This window comes from Mycolicibacterium septicum DSM 44393, from assembly GCF_000455325.1.
GTDB lineage: Bacteria > Actinomycetota > Actinomycetes > Mycobacteriales > Mycobacteriaceae > Mycobacterium > Mycobacterium septicum.
The window spans coordinates 4,140,264-4,151,089 of sequence record NZ_HG322951.1; the positions used below are offsets into that span (position 1 = coordinate 4,140,264).

Here is a 10,826-nt window from a genome sequence, read left to right on the forward strand (position 1 = left end):
GCGTCACTGACGCATGTGCGATGCCCCGCCGATGTACCAGGTCTGGCCGTTGATCCATTCGGCGTCGTCCGACAGCAGGAACGCAGTGACCGCGGCCAGGTCCGCGGGCCTGCCGAGGCGCGTGACCTTGGCCGCCATCAGGAACATCTGCTGTATCTGTTGATCGTTCTGGCGTTCCTGCGTCTCCCCCATCACCAGGCCCGGCATCACGGCGTTGCTGCGAATCCCCTTGGCTCCGTAGTTGTTCGCCACGTGCCGGGTGAGCTGGTTGACCGCGGCCTTGGAGGCGTTGTAGGCGACGTGCATCGGGTCGGTTCCCAGTGAGCCCCCCGATGAGGTGTTGACGATGCTGCCGCCGCCGTTTTCGAGCAGGTGCGGCAGCACGGCGCGAATGGTGCGCACGAAGCCGAGCAGGTTGACGTCGAGGGTGCGGTGCCATACCTCGAACGGGGTGTCGAGGATCGTGGTGTCACGTCCGAGGTTGTTCTCCGACAGATCGGCACCGACGTTGTCCAATCCGTGGACCGCACCGAACTCCGAGATCGTGGCGTCGACGAGGTGCCGGACGGATTCATCGTCGGCCAAGTCGAATTCGACTGCGATGGCACTGCCGCCGGCGACCGTGATGTCTTCGGCGGTGGCTTTCGCCCCCGCCGCGTTGATGTCACCGACGACCACCGAGGCGCCCTCGGCGGCCAACCGTTTGGCGGTGCCGGCACCGATGCCGGTTGCTCCCCCGGCGATGATGAACGTCTTGCCCTCAAGCCCGAGCATCGAGATCGATCTTCTCGATCGGGTTGGACCGCTCCAGCATGCCGAAGGTCTCCTCGCCGTCCCAGCGGTAGCGCACACCGGCTTGTTGCAGGGCCGGGAAGTTGGGGTTCTCCTTCTTCATCTCGCGCACCGAGAAGGTGTTGTCGTTGTGGTGGATGTCGTGGGTCGAGTACACCGTCTCGCCCTCGATGTGCACCGTGCCGTCGGCGGTTTCCAGCACCACGGAGACGTCTTCGCCGAGGGCCTGCAGCTTGGTCAGCCAGGGTGCCCGCACCGCCCGGGCCGGGATGAGGTCGCCGTCGCCGGTGAAGATGTAGCCCTCGTTGAAGGTGGGCTGCCCGTCGTCACGCGGGGGGTAGGCGATGTAACCAAAAGCCTTGCCGCTGGGGAAGACCGCCGATTGCCAGGCGTGGCCCCAGAAGCTGCCCAGCTTGCGGACCCCCTGCCTGCGGATCCGCAGGCCGCTGCCGGTGAAATCCTGACTGTCCCCGTCGAGCGTCACCGATCCGCGCGCCCGGAACAGTTGCTCGTAGCGGGGGCCGCCCATCAGGTCGCCTTCCACCGAGTTCTTGATCCGGTCGGCCGCGTCCTGCTGTAGCGCCCCCTGGATCCACGGAGGGACGGCCATCTTGGCCTCGACCTGGAACGCCACGTCGACCAGGGGGCCGTCCGACTTTCCCGCGACCAGATCTGCCGCCGATGTCTGAACGGCCTTGCCCGCGTACGTCATCGTCCAGGTGTCGAACGGATCGACGCAGCGGAAGGCCAGCCCGCCTGCTCCGAGAACGGTCGGCTTGCCGTCGGGCCCTTCGGCAGGCAGGGACGGACCGCCGTCGCGCAGGCGGTACACCCGGCCGTCGGGGAACGCGACATTGATCTGCATCTCGTGGTTGTCCCAGTTCGCGGCGACGGCCTCGATCCCGATGCGGGGCAAACCGATCTGCCCGCGGTCGTCGACGGTCCAAAAACTCACCGAGTCCCGCATTTCCGGGTTGTCCGGCCGTTGGGCGAACACGTACTCGCGGGACGGGTCGATACCGCCGGTGAGGTCGATTGCCATGTGGGGCTCCTGTTCTAGCCGGCGCGGGTGGTCCAGCGGTTGGCATGGTCGGTGTAACGGGCGAAACGGGGACGCACGTGGTCCAGGTCGATGTCGAACATTGCCGGGTCGGCGTGCGAACTGGCTTTCGCGTTTCGGCGGCGGCCTGAGTCCACCAACTGCCCATCCGTGTGGCGAACTCGTCGGTCACGGGCTGGCCGAGCCAGGCGTAGAGGCCGGTGACCTCACCGATCGGATCGGCCTGCATGGCCCGGAAATCGATGTCGTAGAAGCGGTCCTGCGCACCGTCCGCCCGGAAGCGCAAGGCCCGGTCCATGCCCAGCGACCAGTGTTCGACATTGAGCCTGCCGATGTAGGGCCGGTCGATCTCGTCGGTGAAGGTGCCGATGATGTCAGCGTAAAGGTCTGCCACGGACAGGATGACATCGGTCGGATCCCGGTGTGTCATCACGAATCTGGCGTCGGGAAACACCTGGCCGACCGCTTCCAACCACAGCACGTGCGATGGACATTTCAGCCGCCACGGCCGGTCGGGTTCACCCCACTGCAGCAGCTTCATCACCCGCCGCTGATACGCCAGAGTCGTTGTCAGGTCGGCCTTTTCCACGAGCCAGGTGGAGTACGTGGGCACCTGGGCGAAAGACTGGAACAGATGTGACTTGAAGTCCAGGGCCATCAGCTCGTGACATTCCATGGGACCGTGTGTGTCCGCGGGCACGTGATACCGGGTGCCGACCATCTCCCCCTTGTCGGGCGGGACCCGCGGATCCACACCCCGAACCGTGGACGGCGGCGGGCACGGCTGCGAGGATTCCCATCGCCGCAGATACCGGATGTCCGGGTCCTGCGCGAGCAGCATCGACAGCGCCGTGGACCCTGTGCGCGGCAGACCCAAGCCGATGACGGGGGCGACGATCGGGACCTCGTCGATCTCCGGGTGGCGTCGGTACCAGTCTTCGACCTGCAGGCGCTGGGCCAGATAACCGGTGATGCGGGGGTAGAGGAATGCCTGTCCGCGCTCGTTGAGCCGGGCCTCGGTGTCCAACGAGGACAGCAGGATGCCCAGCCCCTCTTCGAACGAATCGTCGCCGAAGTCCGTCAGACCGGTCTGCTCGGCGGCACCGGCCTTGATATCCGTGACGGTCGGCATCTCAGTTCATCCACTGCCCGCCGGCGACATCGATCGTCTGCCCGCACAGGTAATCCGCCGCCTCCGACGCCAGGAATGCCACCATGTTGGCCGCTTCCTCGGGCAGCGACGCGCGGCCGAGTTGCACCTGCGTGGTGATGGCCTCCAGGATCGCGCCCCGGCCCGCGAAATGGGCCGGGGTCTTCGGGTCGAGCAGGTACTCCATCATCTCCGGTTTGATCATGATCCCCGGCGCGACGCCGAGCACGTTCACCCCGCGCGGGGCCACCTCGTGGGCGAGATTGCGGGTGAAGCCGACGACACCCGACTTGCAGGCGTTGTACACCACCAGGCCGCGCTGTTGGATCCGGCCGCCCACCGACCCGATGTTGATGATCTTGCCCGACCCCTGCGGGAGCAGGAATTCCAGCGCGGCATGGGCGCCGTACATCATCATGGTCAGGCTGCCCAGCACGGTGTGGTCGATGTCGGCCTTGGTGTGGTTCTCGAACGGACCGCCGACGACCATCACGGGGTTGTTGACCATGATGTCCAGCCCGCCCAGTTCTTCGTGCGCAGTGTGGACCGCGTCATGCACCTGATCCCAGTCGGACATGTCGGCCTTCACCGGGTAGGCCTTGACCCCCCACCGCTGTTCGATCTCGGCAGCGCGGCGCTCGACCTTCTCGAAAGTTCGCCCGATCAATGCCACGTCGGCGCCGAGACCCGCCAAGCGATTGGCGATGGCCTGGCCCAGGCCATCTCCGCCTGCGCCGGTCACAAACGCCTTCTTGCCCGACAGATCCATCAAATCGGTGACCCGTTTGTCGATGATGTGGCGCGGCAGGCTGTCGAGATTCAGGGCTGCGATGGCCTCGGCATCGTCGTGCACCGTCATGGGGTGTCTCCTCTCACCATGGCTTCGATCGGAAACGCTATGGCCGGGGACAAGCGGGGAGGTAATACCGATTTCGGGTTCCAGTCATGCCGAGATTCGATGGCTGGTATATCTCGAAGCGATGGACACCCACCGGCTCAAGTACTTCCTGCGCATCGCCGAGGAGCGCTCCATCACGCGCGCGGCCGGCGTGCTGGGCATCGCGCAACCGGCGTTGAGTCGCCAGCTTCAACTGCTCGAAGAGGACCTCGGCGTCACGTTGTTCACCCGCACCCGTCGCGGTGTCGAGCTCACCGAGGCCGGCGAGCGGCTGCGGGCGTCGACCGCCGGGCCGCTGCGGCAGTTGGAACTGGCCGTCCAGTACGCCGGGACCCCGCTGGCCCGGCTCGACCGCACCCTGCGCCTCGGATTACCCGAGACCACCATCGACCTGTTGGCCGCACCGCTGCTGGCCAGCCTGACCACCGTCTTCCCGGAGGCGACGTTCTCGGTGACCGTCGGGAGTACCGACCATCTCGTCGAGGCCATGCTCAAAGGTGCGGTCGACGTGGCACTCATCAACCCGGTACCCGATGAACGGGTCTTCTATCGAGAGTTGTTGGCCGAAGAGCTGTTCCTGATCGGTGGGCCCGAGTCGGACCTCGACGACGCCAGTGCCGTGGGGTTCAGCGATGTGGTCAGGTTGCCTCTGGTGGTACCCCGGTCGTCATCGGGGATCGGTGTGGCACTGCAGAATGCGGCGTTGCGTACCAAGGTCCAGTTCAGTCACCGGACGACGACGGATTCTGTTGCCGTGATGAAGAACATGATCGAGGCGGGTATCGCTTACGGGTTCCTTCCGCTGTCGGCGTGCCGCCGCGAAATCGACGATGGGCGTTTGAGATTCGCGGCCATCGCGGACTCCGCGCTCAGTCAGCGTCTCGGCGTCGCCGCAACCGAGCAACTCGACCTGCCTCGTGAGCTCAGCGTCAAGATCGGCGACACCATCCGCGAGGAAGTCGCCGCCCTGGTGAGGGCCGGCACGTGGAGTGCGGAGCTGATCGCCACCCGGCCGTGGAATCCGATGCACGGGTGATCTCGGCGGGTGTAACCCACCCCTAGGGATCGTCACTCTCGTCTTCGTCCGGTGGATGGAAGAGGTCTTCGGGGTGCCAGTAATGGTTGATGCGGTCCTGGCCGGTGTCCAGGAGCGGCGGCGGGATCCATTCCACCCGGCCGTCGTCGCGCACGCGGGTGCGCCAGCCCTTTTCGTGGACCAGGCGGTTGCTCTTCGGGCAGGCTAACGTCAGGTCGGTGACATCAGTCAGGCCCCCTTGGCTGAAATCGGCTTTGGCATGGTGGGTTTGGCAACGATCGGTGGGACAGGTGCATCCCGGCCGGGTGCAACCCCGGTCGCGGTTGTGCAGGACGAGGCGTTGGGCGGCACTCGCGATGCGCTTGCTGCGGCCCAGATACAGCGGGACCTGACGATGGTTCTCGTAGACCGCGAGGTAGTGGTGGGCGTGGGCGGCCATCCGGATGACATCGGCGATCGGCAACCGGGTGCCGGAGGTGGTGAGCCCGCTACCGGTCCTGGTCTCGAGTTCACGCAGGGTGGTGGATACGACGATCGTGACCGGCAATCCGTTGTGCCGGCCGAGTTCTCCCGACGACAGCGCGTTTCGGCCGATGGCGACCAGGGCATCGTGGTTGCGCTCAGCGACGGTGCGGGCATCGGCCGCGATCGCCTCCGCGCTGGGAGTGCCGGTGGTGCAGGGGTGCTCGTCGGCTGGGTTGCACATGCCGGGGGCGCCGTAGCGACTGAGGATCGGGGCGAGGGTGGCGCGGGCTTCAGGGGTGAGCCTGCCGTGGATTTCGCTTGTGCCGTCGGCGTTTTGGGGCCCGATGATGATTTCCCCGTGGCGTTCGGGTTGTTCATCACTGGGTGCGTCGCCGTCTTGATCGAGCAGGAAGCCGATCCGGTCGGCGCACTGTTTCAGAATCTCCGGGCTGTTGCCGGCGGCGATGCGAGCCAGGTCGGCGTCGATCTGGGCATGGGTGGCGGCATCCAGCGGCACGGGTGGCTTGGCGAAGAACTTTCGGATGATCGCGACGTGGTCGGTGTTGATGTCACCGGCAGCCTGAGCGGCGGCAGTGGCGGGCAACACCGGCGCCATGGACTGCCCGGTGACGGTGGTGCGTGGGCCCAGGTTGGCGGCTTCGGCGATGCGGCGTTTGGCCTCTTTGTTGCTGATGCGTAGCCGGATGGCCAGGACGTCGGCCCAGCTTTTCGCACCGATCTCGCCAGGGGTGGTCCGGGTTTGAATTTCGGTCAACAGGCGGTGGTCCACCGCAGGCGCGGACCGGAATTGATGTTCGCGCCGTGACTGCAGATCGAGAAGCTCAGGCAGGCTCAACGTCTGATAGTTGAGGGCGGCCATTTTCGCGCAGACGGCATCGTATTCGTCGTAGGCAGCCAGCACCGTCTCCTGATCAGAGACAGTATTCGAATGCATGTTCGAATTCTACCGCCGATCACCGACTCCCCGAGCAGTTATCCACAGCACCGGATCTATCCACAGATCTTGCCGCACAGGGCAATTAGGCCTTGACAGCCCTCCCGGCACTGGCCCGCGCAGCAACGGCCGCGAGGACGAACCCGCCGAGCGCCGACCAGCCCAGCACGCCGTCGAGGCCGTTCTTGGCCATCAGTGTCAACGCGGCGCCGGCGACACACAGCAGCACTCCGGTGACCACCGACCGGACGCCGCTGATCTGAACCCGGTCGTCCCACCACGGCAGCGGGCGATGCTCCAGCGGCGACAGCAGCCGGAAGGCCGCCGCCATGAGAACGGCGAAAACCACTGCACGCAAAGCCAGATGGGGCCAGAAGCCCGGGGCGTGCGGGTCGAACGCATCCAGGCCGAGGGCATGCAGACTGAACGCGGCGATCGCGATCACCGGGATGTGCCACAGGTACAGCGTCATGGCTCCCCCGTTGCCTGTCGCAACCACGTACCAGACACGCGGGCGGGCGGCCCAGCGCCGGATCGGGTCCGCGGCGGCGATGAACAGGCATGGCATCCACGTGCAGTGCAGCGCCAGCAGAAGCGTCGGCGGTGACACGTTCGACACGTGCTCGGTTCCGGTGACGACGAGGGACACGTCGTAAATGCCGGTGAGCGCCAGGATCACCTGCGCAGTGAAGGCCAGGACGGCAATCGCGATCGCCCGTCGCGCGCAGATCAGGTGGCGTGCGTAGGCCACCCCGATCACCACCGGAATCAGCCAGACGATGATCAGGTTGGCGGTGCCCGCCTCGGGTGTGCCGACCGCGAAGCGGATGGCATCCACCACTCCCGACGCGACGATCAGTCCGGCGACCACCAATGCCAGCGCCCGGCCCGTGTGCAGGTGCATCAACGCCGGGACGAAGGCGAGCACCATCAGGTAGACACCAAGGAACCACAGCAGGGCCACGCATTCGCGCCCGAGCGCAGCGGCGGACTCGGCCCCCATGGTCGCGTGCACCACGACCAGGACCACCGACCACACCGCCAGGTACCAGAACACCGGCCGGCACAGGCGCTGGGCGCGGGCGAGCAACCACGCGCCCCACGAGCGACCGGAATGCCAACTGTAGGCACCCGCAGCCCCTCCGGCCAGGAAGAACAGTGGCATCACCTGCAGCACCCAGGTGATCGGGGCCAGTGCCGGGAGTGCACCGAGGATGTTGCCGACCCGAACGCCCCCGGAATCGATGGTGGCCAGCAGCAGGGCGCAATGCCCGAAGATCACCACGAGCAGGGCGCCCAGGCGCGCAACATCGACCGCACGGTCGCGTTCCGGCTTGGTGTCCCGGGTGACGGTGTCCTGGGAGGGCACAGCCTCGTCGATTGGCATGACCTCAGTCTGCCGGTCCGAGCGCCGGGTCGGGATGGGTATTACTACGTGTTCGCCGGCTGACCGAGCACGGCCACGACCACCGATCGGTCGAAACTGTTGGCCGACCACACACCGATGGCGGTGTTGGCGCAGTCGGACAGGATCGCGAAATCGACCGGGTCGTAGTACCACTGGTTGAGGATCTCGATGCCGTTGATCGCCAACGCCGGGTTGATGGCGACCGTTTCAGCCACCCGGCCGCGGAATCCGGCAGCCTCGGCGCGCGACTGCGGCGTCGATCCGTCGGAGCCGGCATGGTCGTCCAGGCTGCGGTCGGCGAGCAGATCGTTGGTGTGCCATTCGGCCGCCAACCGCAGTTTCGGGTCTGCCGTCACATTGTTGGTGCAGCCCGCCTGATGCTGGATCGTGAACACGTTGGCGATCACGCCGCTGTTCAGCCGCTGGTTGTCGGCATGCGCGGGCGCCGGACCCCATGCGCCGGAAAGCGCCAACGGGGCCGCGACGGCGGCGATCAGACCGGTTCGAATTGCGAAATGAGCCATCGGTTTTCGACCTTGTCGAGGGTGACCCGCACGCTGGAGGTGGATTTGGTCGGCGGACCGGTGCCGATCGTGGTGGTCTGGTCGACGAGTACCAGCACCACCGCGTGCCGGGGCGACGCCGATACCGGCGCGGCAGCCGGCACCGTCGCCACCGCCGAGATCACCTGCTGTTTGGCCCCGGGGATGACGACGTCGTCGATCAGTTGCGTGTACTGGTCGCGGAACTCACCGGTGAGCCGGTCCGCGGCCGCGGGCAGCTCGGTGTCCACGGTGTCGGGTCGATAGGACAGGATCGCCACGGTGCTTTCGCTCGCGGCGCGCACGGACTCCGCGCCTGCCGCCTGTGCCGATCGCGCGGCTCCGTCCTGCCATTTCAGGAAACCCGCCGCCAACGCCAGGATCAGCGCCACAGCGGGTAGCACGCCGAACACCAGCACCCGCGTCCACGAGATGGACCGGGAACCGGGCTGGTCCTGCTCCGCAGGTTCAACATCGTCCTCGATCAGTTCTTCGACGACGAGGTCGTCGGTCTCCAGCTCATCGGCCCTCGGATCGGAGAGCTCCGCTGCGGTATCTGTGGTCATGGCACGAACTCCACATTCGACACTTTGACGTCGTCGCCAACCTGCTCGACGCTGATGCGCATCCGCCAGCGACGCGGATCTTGTTCGGGTGCAGCACCGGTCGAGGTCTTCACCGAGACGGCGACCAATACGCGCGCCTCGTCACCGGTCTCGGACTCCAGGCCGGCCTCGGCGACGGTCCCACGGGATGTCGACTGGGTCCGCTTGACGATCTCGACGAACGGGCCCGACCGCTTCTCGAAGTCATCGCGGAAGGTACCGGTCGCCGAATCCAGGATCCGCTGGATGTCGGCGTCGGCTTCGGAGTGGCTGATCGAGGTGAGGTTCACCGCCGCCTGGCGCGCCACCTGCACGAACAGGTTGCGCTGCTCCTCGGCGGTGTGTGATCGCTGATCGCGGTAGCCCAGCCAGCCGGTGAGAGCGGCCAGCGCTGCCACGACGACGAGCACCAGCGCGATCGGAATACGGTTGCCGCCGCCGGTGTCCGGTTGGTCTAGCCGCTCGGCGGCGTCAGCATGCTCTGCCATGTCTTGCCTTTCGTGCTGTCGGCGAGGTCGGAGTCGGTGTAGGACCGGCCGTCCGGCGCCAGATAGGTTCCGGTGGCCGGGTCATACGGGACGAAGGCCACGGGCGGCGGCGCGGTGCCGGTGCCCTGCGGGGGCGGCAGTCGCGGATCGGTGCCCGGTGCGTACTGCGGTACTCCCTGGCCGGACAGCGTCTCGTTGGGATCGCCCTTCCAATTCAGGCCGTCGTTCAGCGGGACGTACTCCTCGTCGCTTTCGCACAGTTCGACGGTCGGCGCACGCTTCCACGGCTTGGTCTCGCACGGGATGTTGCGCACGCCACGAACATTGAGGGCCGAGTCCTGCGGAACCCGGCAGTACAGCTCGCCCGCGGGCCGTTCCGGGTAGTCCTGGTCGGACGGTGACCGCTGTTGGCGCACCGGCAGGAATCCCGTGTTGCATGGTGGCGGCAGGTTGAGGTTCAGATTGAAGTCGAGGTAGATGCCTCGGTACGCCTGTTTGGTGTCGGCGTTGGCCAGGGTGATCGCCGACATCACGGCGGTCCCCTGCGGGTACAGGACCAGCAACTGTTCCAGGTCGTTGCGGTAGGTGACCGCGATGTCACCGAGGCTCACCATGTTGGCCAGCAGGACGGGCAGGGTGGGGGCCACCCGGTCGAAGAGCGCCTTGCCCTCCCCCAGTGCCGGCGCTCCTTTCGTCAGCAGATCCGCGAACGCGGCGTCCTGGGTTTTGAGTTGGCCGGTGATCGCGGCCATCCGCTGCGCCCATGTCGCAATCGAATCGGCGCTCTGTACTTGGGAATTGAGCACCGGTGGGGACTGGTCGATCAACTGCGTGAGCGGATCGACAGTCTTGCCGCCTTCGATGGCCAGGGCGGTCGAACCGTCGACGATGCGGGACAGCTCGGGTCCCAGTCCCCCGACGGCCTTGGCCGACTCGTCCACCACCGTGCGCAGATTGTCCGGCGGAATGGCCTGCAGGGCTTTGTTGGTCGCATCGAGCAGATTCCCGATGTCGGCCGGGATGCGCACCTTGTCGACGCCGATGACATCGCCGTCGCGCAAGGTACCGGTCGCGCCGCGGTCGGGAGTCAGTTCGAGGAACTGCTCCCCGACTGCGGACCGGCTGTGCACGGCGGCCGACACCGGGGACGGCACTGCGATGTCCGAGTCCAGGGTCAGCACCGCATCGACTCCGGCACGGGTGACGTCGACCGATTTGACCCTTCCGACCTCGGTACCGCGGTAGGTGACCACCGAGGTCGGGTACAGCCCACCGGCAGCGGGCAGTTGGACCGTGACCGTGTACCGGCCGAACCCGAGGAGTGCCGGGACCTTGACGAAGCCGAATGCCATGATGCCCACGGCGACGACGGTGATCGTGGACAGGATCGCCAACTGGATCCATACCGGTCGGGACAGCCGGATCAT

At 66.5% G+C, this 10,826-nt stretch carries 10 protein-coding genes and 1 pseudogene; 1 reads left to right on the forward strand and 10 read right to left on the reverse strand.

The window, feature by feature from the left end:
• Positions 1 to 3: 3 nt before the first annotated feature.
• From TX88_RS19590 to TX88_RS19605, 4 genes and pseudogenes are all read right to left on the reverse strand, one after another.
• Positions 4 to 774 carry an SDR family NAD(P)-dependent oxidoreductase gene (locus TX88_RS19590; RefSeq protein ID WP_044518878.1) on the reverse strand — a complete coding sequence of 257 codons (771 nt, stop codon included), beginning with the start codon at positions 772 to 774 and terminating at the stop codon, positions 4 to 6.
• Positions 761 to 1,759, reverse strand: coding sequence for a DUF7064 domain-containing protein (locus tag TX88_RS19595; protein WP_209447076.1), 999 nt, complete (start codon positions 1,757 to 1,759; stop codon positions 761 to 763). Before TX88_RS19595 ends, TX88_RS19590 begins: the two co-directional genes overlap by 14 nt.
• Positions 1,760 to 1,848: 89 nt before the next feature.
• Positions 1,849 to 2,984 (reverse strand): annotated as a pseudogene (locus TX88_RS19600) (sulfotransferase family protein).
• Between the two features lies 1 nt (position 2,985).
• Positions 2,986 to 3,861, reverse strand: a complete 876-nt coding sequence (locus tag TX88_RS19605; protein WP_044518880.1) for an SDR family NAD(P)-dependent oxidoreductase — start codon at positions 3,859 to 3,861, stop codon at positions 2,986 to 2,988.
• 121 nt (positions 3,862 to 3,982) lie between these two features.
• Here TX88_RS19605 and TX88_RS19610 point away from each other — a divergent pair, with 121 nt between their 5' ends.
• The gene (locus tag TX88_RS19610; protein WP_044518882.1) at positions 3,983 to 4,936 is read left to right on the forward strand and encodes a LysR family transcriptional regulator; all 954 of its coding nucleotides are present in this window, start codon (positions 3,983 to 3,985) and stop codon (positions 4,934 to 4,936) included.
• A gap of 22 nt (positions 4,937 to 4,958) precedes the next feature.
• On the opposite strand, the gene TX88_RS19615 is transcribed toward TX88_RS19610, so the two are convergent.
• From TX88_RS19615 to TX88_RS19640, 6 genes are all read right to left on the reverse strand, one after another.
• On the reverse strand, positions 4,959 to 6,356 hold the full coding sequence (locus TX88_RS19615) for an HNH endonuclease signature motif containing protein (protein WP_044518883.1): 1,398 nt from the start codon (positions 6,354 to 6,356) through the stop codon (positions 4,959 to 4,961).
• Positions 6,357 to 6,441: 85 nt separating this feature from the next.
• A complete protein-coding gene (locus tag TX88_RS19620; protein WP_044518885.1) occupies positions 6,442 to 7,743 on the reverse strand; it encodes an acyltransferase family protein in 1,302 nt (433 codons plus the stop codon).
• A 44-nt stretch (positions 7,744 to 7,787) separates the two neighbouring features.
• Positions 7,788 to 8,288 carry a CAP domain-containing protein gene (locus tag TX88_RS19625; RefSeq protein ID WP_044518886.1) on the reverse strand — a complete coding sequence of 167 codons (501 nt, stop codon included), beginning with the start codon at positions 8,286 to 8,288 and terminating at the stop codon, positions 7,788 to 7,790.
• The gene (locus tag TX88_RS19630) at positions 8,258 to 8,872 is read right to left on the reverse strand and encodes an Rv1363c family protein (protein ID WP_049925083.1); all 615 of its coding nucleotides are present in this window, start codon (positions 8,870 to 8,872) and stop codon (positions 8,258 to 8,260) included. Before TX88_RS19630 ends, TX88_RS19625 begins: the two co-directional genes overlap by 31 nt.
• Positions 8,869 to 9,399, reverse strand: a complete 531-nt coding sequence (locus TX88_RS19635; RefSeq protein ID WP_209447007.1) for an Rv1363c family protein — start codon at positions 9,397 to 9,399, stop codon at positions 8,869 to 8,871. The genes TX88_RS19630 and TX88_RS19635 overlap by 4 nt, the downstream gene beginning before the upstream one ends.
• Complete coding sequence (locus TX88_RS19640; protein WP_044518887.1) at positions 9,366 to 10,826, reverse strand: MCE family protein; 1,461 nt, start codon at positions 10,824 to 10,826, stop codon at positions 9,366 to 9,368. Before TX88_RS19640 ends, TX88_RS19635 begins: the two co-directional genes overlap by 34 nt.

What these genes read in the sequence shown, in the direction of transcription:
- TX88_RS19590 (WP_044518878.1), bottom strand. Translation starts at nt 774, where the DNA reads ATGCTCGGGCTTGAGGGCAAGACGTTCATCATCGCCGGGGGAGCAACC.
- TX88_RS19595 (WP_209447076.1), bottom strand. Translation starts at nt 1,759, where the DNA reads ATGCGGGACTCGGTGAGTTTTTGGACCGTCGACGACCGCGGGCAGATC.
- TX88_RS19605 (WP_044518880.1), bottom strand. Translation starts at nt 3,861, where the DNA reads ATGACGGTGCACGACGATGCCGAGGCCATCGCAGCCCTGAATCTCGAC.
- TX88_RS19610 (WP_044518882.1), top strand. Translation starts at nt 3,983, where the DNA reads ATGGACACCCACCGGCTCAAGTACTTCCTGCGCATCGCCGAGGAGCGC.
- TX88_RS19615 (WP_044518883.1), bottom strand. Translation starts at nt 6,356, where the DNA reads ATGCATTCGAATACTGTCTCTGATCAGGAGACGGTGCTGGCTGCCTAC.
- TX88_RS19620 (WP_044518885.1), bottom strand. Translation starts at nt 7,743, where the DNA reads ATGCCAATCGACGAGGCTGTGCCCTCCCAGGACACCGTCACCCGGGAC.
- TX88_RS19625 (WP_044518886.1), bottom strand. Translation starts at nt 8,288, where the DNA reads ATGGCTCATTTCGCAATTCGAACCGGTCTGATCGCCGCCGTCGCGGCC.
- TX88_RS19630 (WP_049925083.1), bottom strand. Translation starts at nt 8,872, where the DNA reads ATGACCACAGATACCGCAGCGGAGCTCTCCGATCCGAGGGCCGATGAG.
- TX88_RS19635 (WP_209447007.1), bottom strand. Translation starts at nt 9,399, where the DNA reads ATGGCAGAGCATGCTGACGCCGCCGAGCGGCTAGACCAACCGGACACC.
- TX88_RS19640 (WP_044518887.1), bottom strand. Translation starts at nt 10,826, where the DNA reads ATGATCCGGCTGTCCCGACCGGTATGGATCCAGTTGGCGATCCTGTCC.